Genomic DNA, 23,355 nt, shown 5'->3' on the forward strand with positions numbered 1-23,355 from the left:
CAGGTGCGTACGGCTGCCGGCGGGGTGGCCGCCGTTCTCGACGGGCCGGTCGCCGACGCGGTTCCCGACCGCGTGGCCGCCTAGGCGTCCGCGGAAGCCAGCCGCCGGTCGAGGTCGCGTACCGCGTCCCGGAAGGCCCGTCCCAGACCGGGCCGGACCAGGCGCAGCACCGTCCCGAACGGTGCCGGTCCCGCCGCCGCGAACGTCCAGCGCACCCGGGTGCCGGTACCGGCCGGGGCGAGCCGCCACTCCTCCACCAGGGCGCGCACGCCGGGGGCGTTGGTCACGTCGACGCGGTACGCGTACCGCTCGGCGGGCTCCGCGGCCAGGACCGTCTCCTGGAAGCGGACGCCGCCTTTGAGGCGCACCTCGCGCCCCGCTCCGCCCGCGGTGGGCCGGCACATCGTCACCGCGCCGAACCAGGCGGGCCAGCCGGTGACGTCCTCGGCGAGCGCCTCGTAGACGGCCTGCGGAGGTGCGAGGGCCTCGGCCGCGAAGACCAGGCGCGTCGGAGCGGTCTCGACGAAGTCGAGTGCGACAGGGCGGAGTCGGCGTGCCATGGGACCTGTACCCCCAGCGGTTTCGTCGGTGGCGCGACGGGGCCCGGGGCCCTCGCCGGCCAAGACCGGACACGATAACTGGCGGTCCGTCAGTTGTCTGCCGGACCGCTGTCCGCCGGACCGCCGTCCACGCCCGTGCCGTGCTGGGCCTCGACGGCCCCGGACTCGCCGGCCACCACGAGTCCCGGCAGGTGCTCGGCCATCTCCTCACGGGCCCCGGCGGACAGCCCCCGGTCCGTCACCAGGGTGTCGACCTCTTCGAGCGTGGCGAACGAACTCAGCCCCACCGTGCCCCACTTGGTGTGGTCCGCGACCACGACGACCCGCCGCGCCGACCGCACCAGGCGCCGGTTCGTCTCCGCCTCCGCCAGATTCGGAGTCGAGAGCCCCGCCTCGACGGAAATGCCGTGCACCCCGAGGAACAGCACGTCGAAGTGGAGCGAACGGATCGCCTGGTCGGCGACCGGACCCACCAGCGAGTCCGACGGCGTCCGCACGCCGCCGGTGAGCACTACCGTGGCCGCACCGGGACGCGGCCCCTTCCCGCCGCCCGCGCGCTGCGCGGTGTGGAAGACGTCGGCGACCCGCACCGAGTTGGTCACCACCGTCAGGTCCGGCACCTCCAGCAGGTGCTGGGCGAGCGCGTACGTCGTCGTGCCGCCGGACAGCGCGATCGCGCTGCCGCGCACCGCCATCGCCGCCGCCGCCCGCGCGATGTCCTCCTTGGCGCTCAGTTCGAGACCCGACTTCGCCTCGAAACCGGGCTCGTGCGTACTCGCCTCGACCACCGGGACCGCGCCGCCGTGCACCTTCTCCACGACGCCCTGGCGCGCCAGGGCGTCGAGGTCCCGCCGGACCGTCATGTCGGAGACGTTGAGCTTCCTGGTCAGCTCTTGGACCCGGACCCCGCCGCGTCGCCTGACCTCGTCGAGGATCAAGGCACGACGCTGCTCCGCGAGCAGGTTCTGACTGTCGGTCACGGGCGGTCCGGTCCCTTCGTTTCGGGGTACAGGTCGGGGTACGGGCATGGAGGGGTTGCTCATCCTCGCACGGGTGCCCGGCGGCCGGACCTCGGGGAGATTCCGTGAGATTCGGCGAGAGCCGTGCCGCGGCCGTCCATGATCCGGGATCCTTGAGCGGCCGCGCCGTGCGCGGAAGACGATCCTCCCGATCCTCCCACCACGAGAGCGAGCCACAGAAGTGCCCCGTGTCACACCACCTCGCGACGACGACGGCGGCCCCGCGCTCGAACTGCTGGTCCACGGGGTCGGCGGCACCACGCCCCAGGACATGCTCGGTGACCCGCGCACGGTCCGGATCACCGGCGACGAGACCGCGGCCGTCTACCGCCGCGCCGAGGACGTCGAAGCGGACCGGGCCACGGGCCCCGGCGGACAGGTGCCCGACGGGGACGAGACCCGCGACCGGCCGGTCCCCGAGGCGTACGTCTGGTGCAACCTCACCTCCGGCAACGGCGCCCGCGCCCTGTGGCTGCTCCTGCTGCCCTTCATGGTCGCCAACCTCGCCCACTGGATGCAGCCCACCACTCGCGGCCTCACCAGAACCGTGCGCACGTACGGCGTGCTGGTGCGGCTCCTCGCACTGAGCCTCACCGTGCTGCTGATCGCCGCCGCCTGCGAGGTCGCACTGGACCTCACCGCCTGGCAGTGCGCGGGCTCGCCCCGATGCTCCGGTGACAAGTCGTGGCTCGGTTTCCTGTCCACCGAGCGGGGCGGCTGGTGGTCCCAGCCGGGCCGGCGCCTCGCCGTGGCCGCCCTGGTGCCCGCCGCCGTGACCGGCCTGCTCTGGTACCTCTCCAACCGCACCTGGAGCGCGTACGAGTCCCAGCGCCCCCTGCCCGCCGGCGCGGAGCCCGACCCCGACGAGCCGACCGCCCGCCCCGCCCTCGGCATGCCCGGCTTCTGGTACGGCCGCCGCCTCGTCGCCCGGTTGCGCGCCGCCCACACCGCCGCCGGGTTCCTCACCGTCGCCGCCGCCCTCGCCGGAGCGGCCGCACGCCACGACCGCCGCGCCGCCGTGCCCCTGCTGGAAGCGACCGGCCGGTTACTGGAGGGGGCGCTGCTCGCCGGGGCGGTCGTCGTGGTGTGGGTGGTGTGCCGCAGGGGGCGCAGCGAGAGCCGCCTCGACGTCAAGCTGGACAGGGCCGTCACCACCCTGCTGCCCGGCTCGGCGCTGATCCTGCTGGCGCTGACGGTCCTGTACGCCGCGTGGTCGCGCCCCGGCTGGGTCTCGGCGGGCCGGCTCCCGGGCGATCGCGCCTTCGGCATCATCGCCCTCGCCGAGGGCGGCCTGGTCGTCGCGCTCGCCGTCGTCGCGCTGACCATGTACCGGCGCGTGCCCGACGCCCGTACGGCGATGCGCGGACTCGGTGGTCCCGCCACCGCCATGCTCGCCTGCGCGCTGGGCGGGGTCATGACCGGCGGCGTCGCCCAGCGGGTCGCGGACTGGCTCGACGGAGCGGGTACGCCGGGAGAGCCCGGCGGCGTCATCGCGGGCCCCCCGGTGCTGCTCACCTGGCAGGCCTCCGTGATCCCGCCGCTGCTCGTCGTCCTGCTGGCGCTGGGCGCCTTCCTCGCCGTACACACCTGGCGCGCCCGCCGTGCCCTGGCCGGCGGCATCGAGGCGGAGTACCCGGACGCCGATCCCGACGTGGTCCGCACCCGCCGGATCGCCCGCGTCCGGGCGATGGCCGCGCTCACCGACCGCGCCCCCACGCTCCTCGGCGTCACCGCGGCCACCACCCTGGTGTTCGGCGCCGCCGCGCTCGTGGGGGCGTGGGTGACCGGGAAGGTGCCGGGCCGGGCCGCCGCGGGCACCGCCGACTTCGTCGCGTCGGCGGCTCAGGCCGCGCAGGCGCTCGGATCGTGGCTGATCGGCGTCGGATTCATACTGTTCGTCACCTGGGGCCGGCGGGCCTACCGCGACCCCGCGGCCCGCCGCACCATCGGCATCCTGTGGGACGTCGGCACGTTCTGGCCGCGCGCCTCCCACCCCTTCGCGCCGCCGTGCTACGCGGAGCGCGCGGTGCCCGACCTGACGTGGCGGATGGCCGGCTGGACCGACCGCACCGGCGGACGGCTCGTCATCTCCGGCCACTCGCAGGGCAGCGTCCTCGCCGCGGCGTCCGTCTGGCAGCTGCCGCCGCGCGCACGACGGCGGGTCGCCCTGCTCACGTACGGATCACCCCTGGAGCGGTTGTACGCGCGCTGGTTCCCGGCGTTCTTCGGAACGGCCTGTCTGGAAGCCCTCAGCGACGAGGTGCACTGCTGGCGCAACCTGTGGCGCCGTACCGATCCCATCGGGGGACCGGTGCGCGTGAAGAGCGACCAGGCGCCCGGTGTGGACACGGAAGCGCTCAAGGACCCGCTCGCTTACGGACGCACCAGGGAACAGCCGTTGCCCGCTCCCGTGCTCGGTCATTCCGACTACCAGGCCGATCCCGCGTTCGACCGGGAGAGGACCGCGCTGCTGGACCGGCTGCCGCCGTGCGCGGTGCCCGGGCAGCGGCCGGACACCCCGCTCGGTCAGGGGAGTTCCGGCAGGTCCTCGGGGTAGAGGAGGGTCAGGTCGTCCGTGTTCATCTCGGTGAGCTGGGCGACCCGGCCCGCGTGCCGTTCCACCATCGACTCGAAGGTCTGCCGCGCGGTACGGCCGTTGCCGAACGCCGGCCCCTTGGGCAGCGCGGTGAAGTACTTGAGAAGCGCTTCGGCCGTTCCCGCACCCAGCCGGTACTCGTGCTCCTCGGCCTGCTGTTCCACGATGCGCAGCAGTTCCTCCGGGGCGTAGTCGGAGAAGGTGATCGTGCGGGAGAAGCGCGAGGCGACACCGGGGTTGACGTTCAGGAAGCGCTCCATCTCCGCCGTGTAGCCGGCGACGATGACGACGACCGCGTCCCGGTGGTCCTCCATGAGCTTCACCAGGGTGTCGATGGCCTCCTTGCCGAAGTCGCGCCCCGAGTCCTCGGGGGACAGGGCGTACGCCTCGTCGATGAACAGCACACCGCCGCGCGCCCGGTCGAACGCCTCCTGCGTACGGATGGCCGTGGAACCGATGTGCTCGCCGACGAGGTCCACCCGGGACACCTCGACGAGGTGACCGCGCTCCAGCACCGCCAGCGAGGCGAGGATCTCGCCGTACAGGCGCGCCACCGTCGTCTTGCCGGTGCCGGGGGAGCCGGTGAACACCAGGTGCCGGCGGACCGAGGCGGCCTTCAGGCCGGCCTCCTGGCGGCGGCGGCCGATCTCGATCATGTCGGTGAGCGCGCGCACCTCGCGCTTGACGCTCTCCAGGCCCACCAGGGCGTCCAGTTCGCCGAGCACGGCCGCGGACGTCCGGGCGGGCTCCGCCGCCGGCACAGGGGCGGCCACGGGCTCCGTCGCCCGCTGTCCCGGGACCGCGCCGAGCAGCCCGGTGGTCTGCGTGGCCGTCAGCACGGCGGTGGCCTCGGGGACGGTCGCCCGGACGCCGCTCTCGTCGCTGGTGCAGTCCTCGACGAGCGGCCCGTCCTCGGCGAACTCGTAACCGCCGCGCGCGCAGCGCTCGGTGCGGCAGCCGGTCAGCGTCGTACGGCAGCCGTCGATCACGTGGAAGCCGTATCCGCTGCTCCCCGTCACCCGGCAGCCGTGGAAGGTGCCGCGGCCCTCCGCCGAGACGTAGAAGCCCGCCTCCGCCGGCGAGGTCACCGTGCAGCGCTCCATGCGCGGGTCGGCGCCCTTGGTGACGATGACACCCGTCTGCGCCCCGTCGATGGTGCAGCCGGAGAGCGTGCCGCCGCTGCCGTGGTCGCGGAACCACGCACCGGTCGACGCCTCACGGATCCGGCAGTCGTCCAGCTGCGCGGTCGCGCCGTCGCTCACGGACACGGCCGTGTTACGCACCTGGGACAGGTCGCTGTCCACCACGTCCACCCGCGAGCCCCGGTCGAGGACGAACAGCGCGTCCGGTACATCGTGCACCCGGCAGCCCTCCAGCACGGCGGTCGCGCCGTCGCTGATCCACACCGCGGGATAGTCGCCCGTACTGTCGTGGATCTCGCACTGGTTGGCGTCCACGCGCGTGCCGGGGTCCCAGACGGACAGCCCGTTGCGGCCGAAGCGGCGCACTGTGGAACGGGTCAGAGTGAGGACCGCGCGCGAGCGCAGGTCGATGGCGTTCTCGGGAACGTCGTGGATGTCGCAGTCGGAGAGCGTCAGTACGGCGTCGGTGTCGAGCGTGACCCCGTCGGCAGAGGTGCGGTGCACGGTGCAGTCGGTGAGGTGGGCCGAGGCGCGGGCGGCGACCTGCACGCCGCTGCCCTTGACCTCGTACACCTCGCACCCGACGGCCTCGAGGCCGCTGCCCTCACCGGTCACGGACAGGCCCGCACCCGAGGTGTGGTGGACCCGGCAGCGGTCCAGACGGGGGTGCGCGCCGCCGCGCACCGAGATGCCCGACTGCCCTGCCGCGACCACCTCGCACTCCTCGAACACCCCGCCCGCGCCGTCTATGACGCCGATGCCGACCCCCGCCGGATTGTCGACCGTGCAGCGGCGCACGGTCGGCCGGGCGGCGCCGCGCACCTCGATGCCGACGGCGGAGCGTGTCACGACGCGCAGGTCGACGAGTTCGGGAGCGCCGTCCTCGACGAGCAGCGCGGGCGAGGCGGTGTCCTGACCCTCGACGTGGAGGTCCTGGATCACGGCGGAGGCGCGCAGGGTCAGGGCCACCCCGTCCACCGGTGCGATCCGCACCGAGCCGACCGTCCCCTCGGGGCCGCGCAGGGTCACGGCGTGCTCGACGACGAGGTTCTCCCGGTAGGTACCAGGGGCGACGGTGAGCACGTCACCGTCGCCCGCGGCCTCCAGAGCCGCGGCGAGGGAGGCGTATTCGCCTGTGCGGCGCCGCCACCGCGATGTGCCGGTGTGCGTCACCTGGACCGTGCCCTGTGCCATGGCGTTGCTGTGCCCCCACCTTGTGCCGACGTGCTGACGAACTGGCCGCTCCACCGTAGCGCGCGCCAGGGAGCGGAGTTGACCGGTCAGCCGTGCTCGTGGACGGTCCGCCGACCGGCCGGAGAGCGGCTGTCAGCTGCCGGCGCCGGTGCGTCCCCAGTCGGGACCGGCTTCGGCCCACGCCCGGTCGAGCCGGGCGTACCGACGCTGTGTGAGCCGCCATACGAACAGGCGCCTGCCGCCCTCGAACAGTCCGGCCGCCGCTGCCGCCGCGCCGATGCCGGCGATGGTGGCGTGGGTGTCGGCGGTGGCGTCACGCAGGGGGCGGCCGACGGGACGCCCCCGGTCGTCTGTCCACATCCGGAAGCGGTCGCCGGGCCGGGCGACCCGCTGGGTGGTCGTCACCGCTCCGGTGCGCCCCGTCCCGTCGTGCGCCGTCCAGCGGGCCACGACTCCGATGTACGCGGCGCTCTCCGAAGGGTTCTCCGGATCGGGGAGCAGGACCGGCCCGGTGGTGGTACGGACGACGTACGCCGTCGTCCGGTGACGCTCCTTGTTCTGTGCGCGCACCGAGTCCCGCAGCGTCTCGTGGGTGAGCGTGCCGCAGAGCCACCCCGCCGCGGGGGCGGCGAACACGATCAGGAGGGCGACGGCGAACGTCACCCACGCCTCGACGAGATCGGTCGTACGGCACAGCGGGCTGTGCCGCCGGCGCCACACCGTCAACGCTGTGCGCACCGTCCGCACCCCCTTCCGCGCCCCGCCGCACGCCCGACCGCCCCGGGCGCTTCTTCAACGGGTGTGCCGCCCCGGCGGGTTCCCACGCCCCGCCGGCCTATTCGAGGATTCTCACCGGATCACCGACGCGGATGGTCCCGGTCCCCTCGGGCACGAGATTCTGCCCGAAGAGCAGCTTCTCGCCGGAGCGCCGGTGCCGGGCGAGCGTGCGCAGCGGCTCCTTGCCGCGCTCGGCCGTCCGCTGGTCGGTGGTGGTGACGACACAGCGGGCGCAGGGCTCGGTGACCCGGAAGGTCACCTCACCGATGGCGACGCGCTTCCAGTCGTCCTCCGCCCACGGCGCGGTGCCGTCCACGACGACGTTCGGCCGGAAGCGGCTCATCGGGAGCGGCCCCTCGTCGGCGTGGTCCCCCTGCGCGACGAGGGAGTTGAGCGCGTCGAGCGAGGAGAGCGTGGCCACCAGCAGGGGGTAGGCGTCGGCGAGGCTCACCGTCTCGCCGGGCTTCCCGTACTTCGGCGCGACCGGACGGCGGCGCGCCGGGTCGTCGAGATGGACCAGGCGCACCTCGGTGCCCAGGTACGCGCTGAACCAGGCGTGCGCCCCCGCGCCCGCCTCGACCGCCTCCACCTTGTCCTTCCAGAGCTGCACACCCGTCGTGCCCGCGGGCGCCGGCACGGCCACGGTCAGCGGCTCACAGCCGGGCGCGGTCATCCGTATCCCACCGTCCGGCAGGGGCTCGGCACGTGCCAGGGCGAGACGCGGCTGAGGGCGTTGGGTGACCACCTTGCCGGCCGGGTCGACCAGCATCCATCTGCGGTCCGCTGCCGGGCCCCACGGCTCGATCTCCACCTCGCCCGGCGCGCACCCCGCCGCGGACTTGACCGGATAGACGTGGACCGCGTGGAGCAGCGAGTTCGGCATGCGGCCAATCCTGCCAGCCGGGTCCGACACTCGGCCGCCCGGTCAGTACCCCCGGCCCTGGTACTGGTGGTTGTACGGGTCGTCGTACGGCGTCACGGCGGGCACCGGACGCGGCGCCGCGGGACGCATGGCCTCGTACCCGGTGGCGGCGGCCTGACGCGGCGGCTGCTGCTGGTACTGCTGCGGCCCCGGGTAACCGCGCGGGCCCGAGGCCTGTTGCGGGATGTACGGCGCGGGCGCTTGCTGCAGCGGCATCGGCTGGGGCGCGGCCTGCTGCGGATAACCGTAGGAAGGGGCGGGGGAGTAGTAGGAGGGTGCGGCGGGAAGTGCGGGAAGCGCCGCCGGGAGGGCCGGCAGATAGCTGTTTCCGGTGTCGTACGCGGCAGGTACCCGGATGGGAGCGATCTGGGGCGTGCCCCGCTCTGCGACGAGGGAGTCGTAGATGGGGGTGTCCGGGAAGGACGGGGCGGAGTAGTAACCGCCGCCGTAGGTGGCGCGGGGGGAGGTCATGGCACCTAAGTTAAGCCGAAGATGTTCTGGTTGGGGAGCCCGATAAGAGGGTTGTTTTACGGGTTGCGAGTGGCGGCGGATCCCTAATCCGAGCGAACTTGGGAAAAACGGTCGCCGTTCGGCGTTGGGATCATGTAAAGAGCGCCCTGGCCATGGGTTACCCGAGGTCTCCCGGCGATCTTGAGCCCGTCGCTCGCAGGGCTGGGAGAAGCCGGGGAATAGGTTGGCTCCACGGAAATCCTCAGACACCCGCACTCGCGATCGGGGCGATCATGTCCATGCTTAAAGGAACCAATGTGCCGGTGCCGGCACAGGCTGTGCGCGTCGAATTGGGATGGCGTTCAGGCGCCGGTGTGCCGGACGTCGACGCCTCAGCCCTCCTGCTGGTGTCGGGGAAGGTCCGTGACGACGCGGACTTCGTCTTCTACAACCAGCCCGCCCACGCGTCCGGCGCGGTGCGCCACGACGGCAAGACACCCGCCGGGGACAGCGTGACGGACACGCTCCACGTCGACCTCGCCCGGGTGGAGGCGGCCGTGGAGACCGTGGTCGTGGCGGCCTCTGCGGACGGCGGCAACTTCGGCCGGGTGCCGGGGCTTTACGTCCGGGTGCTGGACGCCGCGAACGGCAGGGAGATCGCGCGGTTCGACAGCCAGGACGCGAGCGTCGAGACGGCCTTCGTCCTCGGTGAGCTCTACCGGCGCCAGGGCGCGTGGAAGTTCCGGGCCGTGGGCCAGGGCTACGACACTGGACTGGAGGGACTGGCCAGGGACTTCGGCATCAGCGTCGACGAGCCGCAGCAGTCCGACGTGCAGGCCCGGGCCCAGGCCCGGACCCAGACACCGGCCTCGGGGCCGTCCCCGGTGGCCGCTCGGGCCGAGGCCCCGGCCGCCGCGTCCGCACCGCCCCCGGCCGCGCCCCCGGCCTCTCCTTCCGCTCCCGTACGTCTCACCAAGATCACGCTAACCAAGGAAGCCCCCTCGGTCTCCCTCACCAAGCGAGGCGGCACCACGGGCATGATGCGCGTGAACCTCAACTGGGAGGTGCGCAAACAGTTCACGGGATGGGCCGCGAAGCTCGGCAGGGCCGTCGCCATGCACGGCGACCTCGATCTCGACCTGTGCGCCCTCTACGAACTCACCGACGGCCGCAAGGGCGTCGTCCAGGCGCTCGGCAACGCCTTCGGCTCCCTCCAGCAGCCGCCGTACATCCATCTCGACGGCGACGACCGCACCGGATCCGTGAGCACCGGCGAGAACCTGACCATCAACCTCGACCATCAGGACAAGCTCCGTCGTGTCGTCATCTTCGTGGCCGTCTACGAAGGGGCCCGTTCCTTCGCCGACCTGCACGCCACGGTCACGCTGACGCCGCAGAACGGCGCGCCCATCGACTTCTCGCTCGACGAGTGCACCGTGCCGTCCACCGTCGCGGCGCTCGCCCTCATCACCAACGAGGACGGCGATCTGACCGTGCGCCGCGAAGCGCGCTACCTCGTACCGGAGCGCGGTGTCAGCCCGCAGCGCACCATCGACCACGCCTACGGGTGGGGCATGAACTGGTCGCCCGGAAGGAAGTGACCCTCCCGTCGCGGCTCAGCGCTCGGGCGCGGCCTCGGGACGTGCGTAGGTACGCCCCTTCCAGGCCGCACCCCGCCCCCGGTAGTGCTGTACGGCGGAGTCGACGGTCATCAGCAGATAGAGCACGGCGGTGAACGGCAGCAGCGGAGCGAGCCACAAAGGCTGGCCGTAGTAACGCAGTACAGGAAGGTACGTAGCGGTCATTACGGCCCATGCCAGGCCGCCCGCCCAGGCCGCCGCCCCGTCAACCGACAGCACACCGGCGCACAGAGTGAGCGGGGGCGCGAGATACACCAGCGCGAGCCCCGCGACCGTTCCCGCGAGCAGCGCCGGACTGTGCCGCAGTTGCGCGTAGGCGCTGCGCGAGACCATCCGCCACAGATCACCGAGCCGCGGATACGGGCGCACGCTGTCCACCCGGTCGGCGAGCCCCAGCCAGATCGTGCCGCCACCGCGCCGCACCGCTCTCGCGAGGGACACGTCGTCGATGACCGCCTGGTGGATCGAGTCGGGCACGCGCGCGCGTGCGGCGGCCTCGGTCCGCAGCAGCACGCAGCCGCCGGCGGCCGCGGCGGTCCGCGCCCCCGCCCTGTTGACCCACCGATACGGGTAGAGCTGTCCGAAGAAGTACACGAACGCGGGAACGATCAACCGCTCCCACATGCTGACGACCCGCAGCCGCGCCATCTGGGACACCAGGTCGAGGTCGTTGGTACGGGCTGCGGCCACCAGCTCGCGCAGGCTGTCCGGCGCGTGCGCGATGTCCGCGTCCGTGAGAAGCAGGTACTCCGGTTCCGTCTCGTACTCCTGCCTTCCCCGCGTGCGGGCCAGCGCGATGCCGTGCCGCAGGGCCCACAGCTTTCCCGTCCACCCGGGATCGGGATCGCCCGGCGAGACCACGGTCAGCGGCAGGCCCCCGTGCAGGGCGCTCAGCTCGCGCGCCAGGGCGCCCGTACCGTCGGTGCTGCCGTCATCGACGAGGACGATCTCGGCGCGCCCCGGATAGTCCTGGGCGAGCAGCGGCGGCAGGCTCAGCGGAAGCATCTCGGCCTCGTCGCGCGCCGGCACCACCACCGCGACATCAGGCCATGTGCCGGGCTCCTCGCGGCGCGGCAGTCGCTGGTCCGTACGCCAGAAGAAGCCCTGGCCCAGCAGCAGCCACACCCAGGCGACCAGCGAAACGACCGCAATCCACGCAACAGCACTCATTCGCCGCAGTCTGCCCCACCCCGAGGGCCGCTGGAGGGCGGTCGACTATGGTGACCGGGTGAAGATCGCGCTTATGGACTCGGGAATCGGCCTGCTGCCGACGGCCGCCGCGGTGCGCCGGTTGCGGCCCGACGCCGATCTGGTCCTCTCCTCCGACCCCGAAGGCATGCCCTGGGGGCCGCGTACGCCGGCCGACATCACCGAGCACGCGCTCGCCGTGGCGCGGGCCGCCGCGGCCCACCGGCCCGACGCGCTGATCGTCGCCTGCAACACCGCTTCCGTGCACGCGCTGCCCGCCCTCCGCGCGGAGCTGGAGCCCGGGATCCCGGTCATCGGCACCGTCCCCGCGATCAAGCCGGCCGCCGCCGGGGGCGGCTCCGTCGCCATCTGGGCCACGCCCGCCACCACGGGCAGCCCCTACCAGCGCGGCCTCATTCGCGACTTCGCCGACGGCGCCGCCGTCACCGAGGTGCCCTGCCCCGGCCTCGCCGACGCCGTGCAGCGCGCCGACGAAGAGGCGATCGACCGCGCCATCGCCGCGGCCGCCGCCCTCACGCCGCGCGATGTAAGGGCCGTCGTCCTGGGCTGCACCCATTACGAGCTGCTCGTCGAGCGCATCGGGGCCGCCGTCCAGCCGCCCGGCCTCCCGCCCGTCGTGCTCCACGGGTCCGCCGAAGCCGTGGCCGCGCAGGCCCTGCGCCGCATCGGTGCGAGCCCGGCCCCTGCGGCCACCCCCGGAGCGGACCTCACCGTACTGCTGAGCGGCCGGGGCTCCGCGCTGCCGGCCGAGGCGCTCGCGTACGCGGAGGGCCGCCTCCTGGAGACGGTCGACCAGACGGTCGACGCCGCGCGCTGACCACCGTCCGGCCGAAGGCGGCCCCGCCCGGCGCTGCCCGGGACGCGGATCGTGCGTACGCTGCTACGCATGAGGGACCACCCCCACAGCGAGGGGCGCATCACGGAGCCCCTTCCCGTGATCTGGACCGGACGCGCGACGAACCGCGCGCAGTGGCTGCTCGCGGCAGTCGGCGCGGGATGCCTCGCTCTCGGTGTGAAGCTCGCCGTCGACTCGACGTGGACCTCCGGCGTCGCCCCGCTCCTGATGTCGGTCGTCGGCTGCCTCGCGGCCGGCCTGCTGATCCTCTTCGGGACACTCGCGTTCGTCCACGTGGCGGTCAAGGTCGACAACGACGCGCTGGAGGTCCGGTGCGGCCACATGGGGCTGCCCCGCCGGCGCATCCCGCTCGCCCATGTGGTGCGGGCGGAGTTCGCGCCCCGGGTCACGCCTCGGCACTGGGGCGGCTGGGGATACCGCTGGCGCCCGGGGAAGGGGATGGCGGTGATCGTCCGCAGAGGCGAGGGAGTCGTCCTGCGGCTGGGCGACGGCCGGATCTTCACCGTGACCGTGGACGACGCGGAGACGGCGGTACGCATCATCCGCGCCCGCCTGCACGCGGCCGCGACACGCGGAACGGCCGGGAGCTGACCCCTGTCTGTTCGTGCGCAGGTGTTCGCGCCTACGCGATCCGACCGTTCTGATGAACAGGCCGTGCCTGGGAAGAGCGTGTCGTTTGCCATCTGCCATCTGCCATCTGCCATCGGCCATCGGCCGTCTGCCATCGGCCGCGCTCCGGTCGATACTCTGCTGTGCTCGTGAACGCGCCGAAGCGTTCCCGAGAAGGCACCCTCCTGGGAACGGTGCGTTCCCGGGAACGCCGCGCTGCCGAGGAGAGAGCGTTCCCGGGAACGCACCTTTCACCGGGAGGGCCGTTCCCGCGAACGGTCCTCCGCCGCGGGAACGGCCCGGGCGGAGCCCGGTCACGGGAACGGGCGGGCCGTCGGCACCCGGGGCCGTCGACCGCGTGCCGGCGCCTTCGCCGTAGCGACGCCGGGGGCCCGCGTGTCGCCGTCGTCGGACAGCCGCCGAGCGGTGGCCAAGCCCGCCAGCGCCCCGGCGCCCGCCGTCACCGCCGTGAAGCTGAGCGCGTTGCCGACGCCCGCCAGCGCCGCGACGGCGGTGAGCGCCGCCCCCGCGGTCAGGACCACAGGGGTGTCGCGGGGCGAGCGCCACAGCCCGTACAGCATCCAGCCGAAGGCCGCACCGAGGAGGGCGACCCCCACGACGCCCTGCTCGGCCGCGAGCTGCATCGGCGCCGAGTGGGGCTTGCCGACGGAGTGCGGTGTCTGCTGCGCGGTGGGGCTGAGTCTGCCGAACCGGTCGGGCCCCGCGCCCCGCACCGGATGCGCCTCGGCGAGGTCGAGCGCGTCCCGCCACAGCAGCACCCGGTTCACCGTGAGCTGCCCTTCCAGCGAGACCGTGAGGCCATGCGGCAGGGCGTCCTCGGCCACCGCCCACGAACCGCCCACCACGAGCCCCGTCGCCAGGGCGAAGCCCGCCAGACCCGCCGCCCTGCGGCGCATCCGCGCCGCCGCCAGTGAACACAGCAGTACGCCGAGCGCCGCGGCGAACCCCGCGACGGAACCGAGCACCAGACCCGTCGCCGCCACGAGCAGGGCCAGCAGCCGCAGAGCGACCCGCGGCCCGCGCGGCCGGGCCACCCACGCCGCGCAGCAGGCCGCGCCCGCGGCGAGCGCCAGCAGTGCGGCCGTGGCACCCGTACTGCCGAAGCTCCGGCTCGCGGCCGCACCGGGCAGGTCGCCCGGCAAGCCGTGGTCCGGGTGCAGCAGGACGGCGAGGGCGAGCGCGCCGCACGCGGCGGCGGAAGCGGCGGCGACCGGCAGCAGCGAGCCGCAGATCCGGCCGCACGCGTAGCTCCCGGCGACGGCGAGCACGGCCAGCAGTACGCCCTCCGGCCTGGCCTCCCGCCCGGCAGCGGCGACCAGCGACCACACGGCGCAGCCGCCGAGGACCACGACGCCGGCGGCGTCGGTGAGCGCGCCGCGTTCGCGCGCGCCGGACCGTACGGCCGGTGCGGCCATCCCGTCCACCCCCCGAGCTGAGACGGGCCCCGCCGACCGCGGCCGGGCGGGCCGGGCGTCGGGGACTGGCGCACACGGTAACGGGAGGGACGGTGCTTTGGGCACAGATTGCGCAGGAACATTGCTGCTCCTGCCGGAACCGCCCTCTCCGGGCCGCCCCCCGGCCACCGTAGACTCCGCCGTGTGAGCGCCACCCCCACCGCAACGGACCAGCCCGCGCAGCAGCTGGACCCGCACCCCGCCGCCCCGTCACGCGGGAGAAGCATGCTGACCCGGCTCGCGGCCCCCGCGGCCGCCGTCCTCGCCGGTCTGCTCCTCTACGCGAGCTTCCCGCCGCGCCCACTGTGGTGGCTGGTGCTGCCCGGCTTCGGGCTGCTGAGCGCGTGTCTGTACGGGCGGCGGGCGCGGGCCGCCTTCGGGCTCGGCCTGCTCGCCGGGCTCGGCTTCCTGCTGCCGCTGCTCAGCTGGACGGGCGAAGAGGTGGGGCCGGTGCCGTGGCTGGCACTCGCGACCGCCGAGGCGCTGTTCGTCGCGGTGTCCTGCGTCGGTGTCGCCATGGTGACCCGGTTGCCGCTCTGGCCGGTGTGGGGCGCGGCCGTGTGGATCCTGGGCGAGGCCGTGCGGGCACGCGTGCCGTTCGGCGGCTTCCCCTGGGGGAAGATCGCTTTCGGGCAGGCGGACAGTCTCTTCCTGCCCCTGGCGGCGGTCGGCGGCACGCCCGTGCTCGGGTTCGCGGTCGTGCTGTGCGGGTTCGGCCTCTTCGAAGCAGTGCGTCAGTTCCGTGCGTACCGCTCGACGCGTGAAGTGCCGCGCCGGGGAGCGGCACTCGCCGCCCTGACGGTGGTCGTGCCCGTGACGGCCGCTCTGGCGGCCCTGCCGCTCGTGGACGATTCCGCGCAGGACGGCACCGCCACGGCCGCCGCGATCCAGGGGAACGTGCCGCGGCTCGGCCTCGACTTCAACGAACAGCGCCGCGCCGTGCTGGACAACCACGCACGGCGCACCGAGCAGCTGGCCGCTGACGTCGAAGCCGGTAAGGTCCCCCGGCCCGACTTCGTCCTGTGGCCGGAGAACTCCTCCGACCTCGACCCCTACCGCAACAGCGACGCCCGCGAGGTCATCGACCGCGCCGTTCGCGCGATCGGCGCCCCGACGGTCGTCGGAGCGGTCCTCACGCCGGACACGGGAAAGCTCCGCAACACGCTCATCGAGTGGGACCCGGAACGCGGCCCGGTGGCGACGTACGACAAGAGGCACGTCCAGCCGTTCGGTGAGTACATCCCGATGCGTTCCTTCGTACGGCTCTTCAGCTCGGACGTCGACCGGGTGCGCCGGGACTTCGGCCCGGGCGACAAGGTGGGCGTCTTCGACCTCGCGGGCACGAAGGTCGGACTCGCCACGTGCTACGAGGCGGCCTTCGACTGGGCGGTGCGCGACACCGTGACGGGCGGGGCCCAGATGATCACCGTACCCAGCAACAACGCCACCTTCGGGCGCAGCGAGATGACGTACCAGCAGCTGGCCATGTCGAGGGTGCGGGCCGTGGAGCACAGCCGGGCGGTCGTCGTTCCCGTGACCAGTGGCGTCAGCGCCGTCATCGGGCCGGACGGCAGGGTCGTACAGAAGACGGGGATGTTCACGCCGGACGCACTCGTCGCCGAGGTGCCGCTGCGTTCCTCGCTGACCCCCGCGACGCGCCTCGGCACGATTCCCGAGGGCGTACTGGTGGTGCTCGCCGGGGCCGGTCTGGGGTGGGCCGCCTTCCGCTCCGAACGGGCCCGCCGGGGAACGTCCGCATGACCGCACCCGGCGTTTCGGCGTGAGATCGCTCCCGGGAACGGCCGTTAGGGTCTGACCATGGCAACTCCCGATTTCATCCGCGAGCTCCGGGCCACCGCGGGCCACCAGCTTCTCTTCCTGCCGGGCGTCAGCGCCATCGTCTTCGACGACGAGGGCCGAGTGCTCCTCGGCCGCCGCGCCGACACGGGGAAGTGGTCGGTCATCGGCGGCATCCCGGAGCCCGGCGAGCAGCCGGCGACGGCAGCCGTGCGGGAGGTGTACGAGGAGACGGCCGTGGAGTGCGTGGCCGAACGCGTCGTTCTCGTACAGGCCCTGAAGCCGGTCGAGTACCCGAACGGCGATCGGTGCCAGTACATGGACATCACGTTCCGCTGCCGTGCCGTCGGCGGCGACGCACGGGTCAACGACGACGAGTCGCTGGACGTCGGCTGGTTCTCGGTGGACGCGCTGCCCGACCTGCACGAGTTCGCCCTCCTGCGGATCAAGCAGGCCCTCACCGACGAACCCACATGGTTCGAGCCCACCGCCCAGCCGTGAAGTGTGGGTGGTGACCACATCGGTACCGGTACGGGCGCTGCCTAGGGTCGGGACATGACCGCGCCCACCACACATCCCACGTACGCATCCGGACCGGACCTCGGCGGCCGCACCGCGCTCGTCACGGGCGCGGCGGGCGGCATCGGCCGCGCCTGCGTGCTGCGGCTCGCGGCCGCCGGAGCCAAGGTCAGAGCCGTCGACCGGGACGCGGAAGGGCTCGAAGCCCTCGCCGGCCAGGCGCACGGCCTCGCCGGCGCGGTGGAGCCGCAGACCCTTGACCTCACCGACCTCGACGCGGCCGAGCAGGTGGCAGCGGGCACCGACATCCTGGTCAACAACGCCGGACTGCAACTGGTCCGCCCCTTGGAGGAATTCCCGCCGGACGTCTTCCACACCGTCCTGACGGTGATGCTCGAAGCGCCGTTCCGGCTGATCCGGGGAGCGCTTCCGCACATGTACGGGCAGGGCTGGGGGCGCATCGTCAACATCTCCTCCGTGCACGGGCTGCGCGCCTCCCCGTACAAGTCGGCGTACGTCGCCGCCAAGCACGGGCTCGAAGGACTCTCCAAGACCGCCGCCCTGGAAGGCGCCGAGCACGGCGTCACGTCGAACTGCGTCAGTCCCGGGTACGTGCGCACCCCGCTCGTGGAGCGGCAGATCGCCGACCAGGCGGCCGCGCACGGGCTGCCGGAGGAACGCGTACTCGCCGACGTCCTGCTCAAGGACTCCGCGCTCAAGCGCCTCCTCGAACCGGACGAGGTGGCCGAGGCGGTCGCGTACCTGTGCGGCCCGCAAGCGTCCTTCATCACGGGAACCTCACTGCCCCTCGACGGCGGCTGGACCGCTCACTAGCTGGTTGAGTGATCCCATGTCCCACGATCAGCAGCACAGCGGCAGCGAAGTCCCCTACCTGGAACTTCTCGCGCGCGGGGCCGCCGCCGACGGCTACGAGCGGCCCGTGCTGGTCGCCCGCGCGGACGGGGCGACGCCGCAGACGCTCGCCGCCCTGGAAACCGCCAAGATGCACGCGCTGCGGGTGCGCGCCGAACTGGAGGGGCGGCGCCGGCGCGAGGCGGAGCTGTCCGCGCTGTACGAGACGGCCCACGACCTCGCCGGGCTGCGCGACCTCGACGCCGTCCTGGCGGCCATCGTGCAGCGGGCGCGGTCGCTGCTGGGCACGGAGGTCGCGTACCTGAGCCTCAACGACCCGGCGGCCGGCGACACGTACATGCGGGTCACCGAGGGCTCCGTGTCGGCGCGGTTCCAGCAGCTGCGGCTCGGCATGGGGGAGGGGCTCGGCGGGCTCGTCGCCCAGACCGCCCGCCCGTACGCGACCGAGAGCTACTTCGACGACCCGCGTTTCCAGCACACCTGGACCATCGACTCCGGTGTGCGCGACGAGGGGCTCGTCGCGATCCTCGGCGTACCCCTCACGCTCGGCAGCCAGGTGATCGGCGTCCTCTTCGCCGCCGACCGGCGGGCCCGGGTGTTCGAGCGCGAACAGATAGCGCTCCTCGGGTCGTTCGCCGCCCACGCGGCCGTCGCGATCGACACCGCCAACCTCTTGGCGGAGACCCGTTCCGCGCTGGCCGAACTGGAGCGCGCCAACGAGATCATCCGCGACCGCAGCGGTGTCATCGAACGTGCCTCGGACGTGCACGACCGGCTGACCGAACTGGTGCTGCGCGGCGGCGGCGTGCACGACGTGGCGAACGCGGTGTCCGAGGTGCTGCACGGGAACGTCGAGTTCACGGAGGCCGACGGGGAGCCCGAGGGCGCGGACGGCCACGCCGTGCGTCGCGGCGACGACTGGGTGGTGAGCGTCTCGGCCGGAGGCGAGCACCTGGGCGCGCTCGTACTGCACGGCCAGCCCGCGCTGGACCCCGTCGACCAGCGGACGCTGGAACGCGCCGCCATGGTGACGTCGTTGCTGCTGCTGGCCAGACGCTCGGCCGGCGAGGCCGAGCAGCGCGTACGGGGTGAGCTCCTCGACGACCTCCTCGACGCTCCCGACCGCGACCCCCGGCTGCTGCGCGAACGCGCCGCCCGGCTGAGCGCCGACCTGGACGCGCCTCACGTGGTGCTCGCCGCCCGCATCGAGGCCCCCCGTGCGGCGAGCGTCGAACGGGAGAGCGCGGACCGCGGCCGGCTCTGGTCCGCGGCCTCGCACCTGGCGGCCACCGGGCACGGCCTCGCTGCGGCCCGCGACGGCGGCACCGTGCTGCTGCTGCCGCTGGGCAGCGGTGACAGCGCCGCCGCCCTCGCCCGCCAGACGGCGAAGCACCTGGGCGGCGCGCTGCGCGAGCCCGTCACCGTCGGCGCCTCGGGTCCTGTGGACGCCCCCGCCGCGCGGCCCGGCGCGGTTGCGGGGGCGTACGAGGAGGCTCGCCGCTGCGTCGACACCCTGCGGCTGCTGGGCCGTACCGGAGAAGGCGCGGCCGCGGAGGACTTCGGGTTCCTCGGGCTGCTGCTCGCGGACAGCCGGGACGGCCGTTCCGGCGGCGCCATCGAAGCGTTCGTACGCCGCACGATCGGCGAGGTCGTCGCGTACGACCGGCGTCGGGGAACCGACCTCGTGCGCACCCTGGACGCGTACTTCGCGTGCGGGATGAGCCCCGCCCGTACGAAGGACGCCCTTCACGTGCACGTCAACACGGTGGCGCAGCGCCTGGAGCGGATCGGCAGGCTGCTGGGGGCCGACTGGCAGTCGCCGGAGCGGGCCCTGGAGGTGCAGCTCGCGCTGCGGCTGCACGGTCTGTCGTCGGCGATGCGGCACTGACAAGAGCCGTTCCCGGGAACGTCCGCAGAACGTTCCCGGGAACGTCCGCAGAACGTTCCCGGGAACGTCCGCAGAACGTTCCCGGGAACGGCTCCTCGCGCGCGTCCGCTCAGACGGCGCGAGCGCCGTCACCGGCCCGTACGACCGCGTCCTCCTGCACCTCCCGCCGCCCCTCGATGTCGCCGAGGTCCCGGTGCCGGGTCTCCTTCGCGCATCCGACGGCGACCACGGTGATCAGCGCGGCGGCGATCACGTACAGGGCGATCGGTGTGGAGCTGTCGTAGTCCGCCAGGAGGGCCGTGGCGATCAGCGGCGCCGGGGCGCCTGCCGCGACGGACGAGAACTGCGCGCCGATCGACGCGCCGGAGTAGCGCATGCGGGTCGCGAACATCTCGGAGAAGAAGGCCGCCTGCGGCGCGTACATCGCCCCGTGGAAGACGAGCCCGACCGTCACGGCGAGGAGCAGGTTCCCGAAGCTGCTGGTGTCGATGAGCATGAAGAACGGGAACATCCACAGGCCCACACCGACCGCTCCCACCAGATAGACGGGCCGGCGCCCGATCCGGTCGGACAGGGCGCCCCACGCGGGGATCACCGCGAAGTGGACCGCCGAGGCGATCAGTACCGCGTTGAGCGCCGTCTGCTTGCTCAACTGCGCCTCGGTCGTGGCGTAGACGAGGATGAAGGCGGTGATGACGTAGTAGCTGATGTTCTCGGCCATACGGGCGCCCATCGCGATCAGGACATCGCGCCAGTGGTGACGCAGGACGGCGACCAGCGGCATCTTCTCGGCGATGGCCGACGCGCTCTTGCGGGCCTCGGCCTGGGCCAACGCCGCCTTGAAGACCGGTGATTCATCGACAGAGAGACGAATCCACAAACCGACGATCACCAGCACACCGGACAGCAGGAACGGTATGCGCCAGCCCCACGCGAGGAAGGCGGACTCCGACAGCAGCGCGGTCAGGGCGGACAGCACCCCGGTGGCGAGCAACTGCCCGGCCGGCGCCCCGGTCTGCGGCCAGGAGGCCCAGAACCCGCGCCGCCCGGCGTCCCCGTGTTCGGACACCAGCAGGACGGCGCCGCCCCACTCGCCCCCGAGCGCGAAGCCCTGGACGAGGCGCAGCACGGTGAGCAGAACGGGCGCGGCGGAACCGATGGCGGCGTGCGTCGGCAGCAGACCGATGGCGAAGGTGGCACCGCCCATCAGCAGCAGGCTCAGCACCAGCAGCTTCTTGCGGCCGAGCCGGTCGCCGTAGTGCCCGAAGACGAGCGCTCCGATCGGCCTGGCGGCGAAGCCGACCGCGTACGTCAGGAAGGCGAGCAGGGTGCCGACGAGAGGGTCGGAGCCGGGAAAGAACAGCTTGTTGAAGACGAGCGCGGCGGCGGATCCGTACAAGAAGAAGTCGTACCACTCGATAGTTGTCCCGATGAGGCTCGCGGCGACGATGCGCTTGAGGGAACTGGGCGTTGGGGGAGCGGTTGCTGGGGCGGCCATGAGTACCACTTCCGGACAGTTGGCGGGGACGTTTCCGTGTCGCCACACCGTAGAAATACGCAGGTCAGCGTCCCATGTGGTGGGACACCATAGTTCCGGGAGCGGCTGTGCGCGCGACCACCATGAAAGGCGCTCGGACGCTGCCGGCGAGCACCGTCCGGGAGGGCCGGAGAACGCCTGCCCGCGTCACGCCTTCCAGCCCGTCCGGCCCGGCGCCGGCCCCGGTGCGGGTGCGGGTGGCGGTGCGGTGCTGACGCGTTGACGGCGTCGCCGGTGGCCGAGAATAACGCGTGGACCGTCCGAACGCCGTAGCGGGACACTGCGATCCCTGGCCCTCGTACTCGCGCGGACGCGTCGCCGCGAGCCGCGGGCTCCGCCTCGTGCCCCTGTCGGACGGACGATCCGGCCGAGGGCGCGCAACCGAACCGAATCGCCCCGCGGCCGGTACCGCCACGACGCCTCCCCGTAGACGCGTGGAGCGGGCTCGCCGCACGACCACACAGGGTGGCCATGGGATTGCCTGAAGCGCGTAAGGAATCGCAGGGCAGGGGCCCGGTGCTCCTGGCACTGCGTTACTACGGCGGGGAGTTGGTCCGGCTCCGGTGGCTGACGGCGCCCGCCATGCTGTCGCCGGCCCTGGGCAACATCGGCATCAACTACATCGCGCCGCTGATCGTCGCCAAGCTCGTCGGACACATCGCCGACGGCGGGGGGTCCACCGTCGGTTCCGTGCTGCCGTACGTGCTCGGCTTCGCCGGGGTCCTGCTGCTCGCGGAGGCGCTGTGGCGCGTCGGCCTGCACTTCCTGAACCGCCTGGACGCCCGGGGCATCGAGCACCTGTACGTGATCGGGATGGACGAGCTGTTCGCCAAGGACGCCACGTTCTTCCACGACAACTTCGCCGGGTCATTGACCAAGCGGGTCCTCAGTTTCGCCTCCCGCTTCGAGGACTTCGTCGACACGCTGACCTTCTCCGTCGTGGGCAGCTTCGTGCCGCTGCTGTTCGGGTCGGTCGTGCTGTGGAGTTACGAACCGCTGCTCGTCGTAGGTCTCCTGGCGATGATCGCGCTGACCGCGGTGTGTGTGACGCCGCTCATCCGACGGCGCCAGGCCCTCGTCAACCAGCGCGAGGAAGCGATCGCGCGGGTGTCGGGTCACGTCGCCGACAGCCTGATGAACATGGACACCGTCCGGGCCTTCGGCGCCGAGGAGCGCGAGGCCGCCGAGCACCGGTCCCGCGTCGCGGAGTCACGGCGGCTCACGTTGCGGTCCTGGGACTACGGCAACCTGCGCATCGACACGCTGGTCGCTCCGATGTCCGTGCTGACCAACGTCATGGGCCTGCTGCTCGCCGTCACCCTCGGCGGGGGCGGGCACGGCGTGGAGGCGGTCGTCGTCGCCTTCACGTACTACTCCAACGCGACGCGGATCATGTTCGAGTTCAACCAGATCTACCGCCGCCTGGAAAGCTCGATGACGGAGGCCGGACAGTTCACCGAACTGCTACTGACCCGGCCGACCGTGCTCGACCCCGCGTCGCCCCAGCCGCTGCTGTCCACCGCGGCCGATGTCCGCTTCGAGCAGGTGACCTTCGCCCACGCGGGCGCCGAGCCGCTCTTCGAGGGCCTCGACCTGGAGGTGAGCAGTGGCGCGAAGATCGGCCTCGTCGGCCGGTCCGGCGGGGGCAAGACCACGCTCAGCCGCCTGCTGCTGCGGATGACCGACATCGACGCCGGCCGGATTCTCATCGGCGGGCAGGACATCAGCACGCTGCGCCAGGCTGACCTGCGCGGCCTGATCGCCTATGTGCCGCAGGACCCGGCGATGTTCCACCGCACGCTGCGGGACAACATCGCGTTCGCCCGGCCGGACGCCACCGACGCCGAGATCCGCCGCGCGGCCGAGGCGGCTCATGTCACGGAGTTCGCCGACACGCTGGCGGACGGCTTCGACACCATGGTGGGGGAGCGGGGCGTCAAGCTGTCCGGCGGACAGCGGCAGCGGGTCGCCCTCGCCAGGGCGATCCTGCGCGACGCACCGATCCTGCTGCTGGACGAGGCGACCAGCGCCCTGGACTCCGAGAGCGAAGTCCTCGTACAAAAGGCGTTGTGGAACCTCATGGAGGGACGGACCGCACTGGTGGTGGCGCACCGGCTCAGCACGGTCGCCACCATGGACCGGCTCGTCGTCCTGGACCGGGGGCGGATCGTCGAGGAGGGGACGCACCAGCAGCTGCTGGCGGCGGAGGGCGCCTACGCGAAGCTGTGGCAGCACCAGTCGGGCGGCTTCCTGGACGACGCCCCCGCCCAGGCCGAACCTGACCTGACCTGA

18 protein-coding genes are annotated in these 23,355 nt (G+C 72.9%); 9 read left to right on the top strand and 9 right to left on the bottom strand.

Annotation, left to right across the window (positions count from 1 at the left end):
* Positions 1 to 80: 80 nt before the first annotated feature.
* On the bottom strand, positions 81 to 560 hold the full coding sequence (locus E2E34_RS01670; protein ID WP_138900108.1) for an SRPBCC family protein: 480 nt from the start codon (positions 558 to 560) through the stop codon (positions 81 to 83).
* 89 nt (positions 561 to 649) lie between these two features.
* Entirely contained in the window at positions 650 to 1,540 is an 891-nt protein-coding gene (locus E2E34_RS01675; protein ID WP_138900109.1) for a DeoR/GlpR family DNA-binding transcription regulator, read from the bottom strand.
* 220 nt (positions 1,541 to 1,760) lie between these two features.
* Here E2E34_RS01675 and E2E34_RS01680 point away from each other — a divergent pair, with 220 nt between their 5' ends.
* Positions 1,761 to 4,136: a TMEM165/GDT1 family protein gene (locus tag E2E34_RS01680; RefSeq protein WP_138900110.1), complete on the top strand. Its 2,376-nt coding sequence runs from the start codon at positions 1,761 to 1,763 to the stop codon at positions 4,134 to 4,136.
* On the opposite strand, the gene E2E34_RS01685 is transcribed toward E2E34_RS01680, so the two are convergent.
* The 4 genes from E2E34_RS01685 to E2E34_RS01700 all read right to left on the bottom strand — a co-directional run bounded on the left by E2E34_RS01685 (position 4,106) and on the right by E2E34_RS01700 (position 8,681).
* Entirely contained in the window at positions 4,106 to 6,511 is a 2,406-nt protein-coding gene (locus tag E2E34_RS01685; RefSeq protein WP_138900111.1) for a right-handed parallel beta-helix repeat-containing protein, read from the bottom strand. The genes E2E34_RS01680 and E2E34_RS01685 overlap by 31 nt on opposite strands.
* Positions 6,512 to 6,643: 132 nt before the next feature.
* Positions 6,644 to 7,249 (bottom strand): Rv1733c family protein, encoded by a 606-nt coding sequence (locus E2E34_RS01690; protein WP_208765114.1) that lies wholly within the window; start codon positions 7,247 to 7,249, stop codon positions 6,644 to 6,646.
* 97 nt (positions 7,250 to 7,346) lie between these two features.
* Entirely contained in the window at positions 7,347 to 8,171 is an 825-nt protein-coding gene (locus E2E34_RS01695) for an MOSC domain-containing protein (protein WP_138900113.1), read from the bottom strand.
* 42 nt (positions 8,172 to 8,213) lie between these two features.
* A complete protein-coding gene (locus tag E2E34_RS01700; protein WP_138900114.1) occupies positions 8,214 to 8,681 on the bottom strand; it encodes a DUF6643 family protein in 468 nt (155 codons plus the stop codon).
* Positions 8,682 to 8,953: 272 nt separating this feature from the next.
* On the opposite strand from E2E34_RS01700, the gene E2E34_RS01705 reads away from it, so the two are divergent.
* Positions 8,954 to 10,261, top strand: a complete 1,308-nt coding sequence (locus E2E34_RS01705; RefSeq protein ID WP_138900115.1) for a TerD family protein — start codon at positions 8,954 to 8,956, stop codon at positions 10,259 to 10,261.
* Positions 10,262 to 10,276: 15 nt separating this feature from the next.
* Here E2E34_RS01705 and E2E34_RS01710 read toward each other — a convergent pair whose 3' ends face one another.
* Entirely contained in the window at positions 10,277 to 11,470 is a 1,194-nt protein-coding gene (locus E2E34_RS01710; RefSeq protein ID WP_138900116.1) for a glycosyltransferase, read from the bottom strand.
* 58 nt (positions 11,471 to 11,528) lie between these two features.
* On the opposite strand from E2E34_RS01710, the gene E2E34_RS01715 reads away from it, so the two are divergent.
* Both E2E34_RS01715 and E2E34_RS01720 read left to right on the top strand, forming a co-directional pair.
* Positions 11,529 to 12,326 (top strand): glutamate racemase, encoded by a 798-nt coding sequence (locus tag E2E34_RS01715; RefSeq protein ID WP_167518175.1) that lies wholly within the window; start codon positions 11,529 to 11,531, stop codon positions 12,324 to 12,326.
* A 69-nt stretch (positions 12,327 to 12,395) separates the two neighbouring features.
* Entirely contained in the window at positions 12,396 to 12,956 is a 561-nt protein-coding gene (locus E2E34_RS01720; protein ID WP_138900117.1) for a hypothetical protein, read from the top strand.
* Between the two features lie 332 nt (positions 12,957 to 13,288).
* Here E2E34_RS01720 and E2E34_RS01725 read toward each other — a convergent pair whose 3' ends face one another.
* Complete coding sequence (locus E2E34_RS01725) at positions 13,289 to 14,410, bottom strand: O-antigen ligase family protein (RefSeq protein WP_138900118.1); 1,122 nt, start codon at positions 14,408 to 14,410, stop codon at positions 13,289 to 13,291.
* A 183-nt stretch (positions 14,411 to 14,593) separates the two neighbouring features.
* Between E2E34_RS01725 and lnt the strand changes: the two genes are divergently transcribed.
* Genes lnt through E2E34_RS01745 form a run of 4 tightly spaced genes read left to right on the top strand, consistent with a single transcriptional unit; the run spans position 14,594 to position 19,526 of the window.
* Complete coding sequence (lnt, locus tag E2E34_RS01730; RefSeq protein WP_425573360.1) at positions 14,594 to 16,210, top strand: apolipoprotein N-acyltransferase; 1,617 nt, start codon at positions 14,594 to 14,596, stop codon at positions 16,208 to 16,210.
* 57 nt (positions 16,211 to 16,267) lie between these two features.
* Entirely contained in the window at positions 16,268 to 16,747 is a 480-nt protein-coding gene (locus E2E34_RS01735) for an NUDIX hydrolase (RefSeq protein ID WP_138900119.1), read from the top strand.
* A gap of 54 nt (positions 16,748 to 16,801) precedes the next feature.
* Entirely contained in the window at positions 16,802 to 17,599 is a 798-nt protein-coding gene (locus E2E34_RS01740) for a 3-hydroxybutyrate dehydrogenase (RefSeq protein ID WP_138900120.1), read from the top strand.
* Positions 17,600 to 17,615: 16 nt separating this feature from the next.
* Complete coding sequence (locus E2E34_RS01745; protein WP_138900121.1) at positions 17,616 to 19,526, top strand: helix-turn-helix domain-containing protein; 1,911 nt, start codon at positions 17,616 to 17,618, stop codon at positions 19,524 to 19,526.
* Between the two features lie 109 nt (positions 19,527 to 19,635).
* On the opposite strand, the gene E2E34_RS01750 is transcribed toward E2E34_RS01745, so the two are convergent.
* On the bottom strand, positions 19,636 to 21,024 hold the full coding sequence (locus tag E2E34_RS01750; RefSeq protein WP_138900122.1) for an MFS transporter: 1,389 nt from the start codon (positions 21,022 to 21,024) through the stop codon (positions 19,636 to 19,638).
* 510 nt (positions 21,025 to 21,534) lie between these two features.
* On the opposite strand from E2E34_RS01750, the gene E2E34_RS01755 reads away from it, so the two are divergent.
* Complete coding sequence (locus E2E34_RS01755; protein WP_138900123.1) at positions 21,535 to 23,355, top strand: ABC transporter ATP-binding protein; 1,821 nt, start codon at positions 21,535 to 21,537, stop codon at positions 23,353 to 23,355.

The sequence above is a fragment of the Streptomyces albidochromogenes genome, assembly GCF_005981925.1.
In the GTDB taxonomy this organism is placed as follows: Bacteria; Actinomycetota; Actinomycetes; order Streptomycetales; family Streptomycetaceae; genus Streptomyces; species Streptomyces albidochromogenes.

Coding starts and splice junctions, on each gene's coding strand:
- E2E34_RS01670 (WP_138900108.1), bottom strand. CDS start 560: ATGGCACGCCGACTCCGCCCTGTCGCACTCGACTTCGTCGAGACCGCT.
- E2E34_RS01685 (WP_138900111.1), bottom strand. CDS start 6,511: ATGGCACAGGGCACGGTCCAGGTGACGCACACCGGCACATCGCGGTGG.
- E2E34_RS01695 (WP_138900113.1), bottom strand. CDS start 8,171: ATGCCGAACTCGCTGCTCCACGCGGTCCACGTCTATCCGGTCAAGTCC.
- E2E34_RS01700 (WP_138900114.1), bottom strand. CDS start 8,681: ATGACCTCCCCCCGCGCCACCTACGGCGGCGGTTACTACTCCGCCCCG.
- E2E34_RS01705 (WP_138900115.1), top strand. CDS start 8,954: ATGTCCATGCTTAAAGGAACCAATGTGCCGGTGCCGGCACAGGCTGTG.
- E2E34_RS01710 (WP_138900116.1), bottom strand. CDS start 11,470: ATGAGTGCTGTTGCGTGGATTGCGGTCGTTTCGCTGGTCGCCTGGGTG.
- E2E34_RS01720 (WP_138900117.1), top strand. CDS start 12,396: ATGAGGGACCACCCCCACAGCGAGGGGCGCATCACGGAGCCCCTTCCC.
- E2E34_RS01725 (WP_138900118.1), bottom strand. CDS start 14,410: ATGGCCGCACCGGCCGTACGGTCCGGCGCGCGCGAACGCGGCGCGCTC.
- E2E34_RS01735 (WP_138900119.1), top strand. CDS start 16,268: ATGGCAACTCCCGATTTCATCCGCGAGCTCCGGGCCACCGCGGGCCAC.
- E2E34_RS01740 (WP_138900120.1), top strand. CDS start 16,802: ATGACCGCGCCCACCACACATCCCACGTACGCATCCGGACCGGACCTC.
- E2E34_RS01745 (WP_138900121.1), top strand. CDS start 17,616: ATGTCCCACGATCAGCAGCACAGCGGCAGCGAAGTCCCCTACCTGGAA.
- E2E34_RS01750 (WP_138900122.1), bottom strand. CDS start 21,024: ATGGCCGCCCCAGCAACCGCTCCCCCAACGCCCAGTTCCCTCAAGCGC.
- E2E34_RS01755 (WP_138900123.1), top strand. CDS start 21,535: ATGGGATTGCCTGAAGCGCGTAAGGAATCGCAGGGCAGGGGCCCGGTG.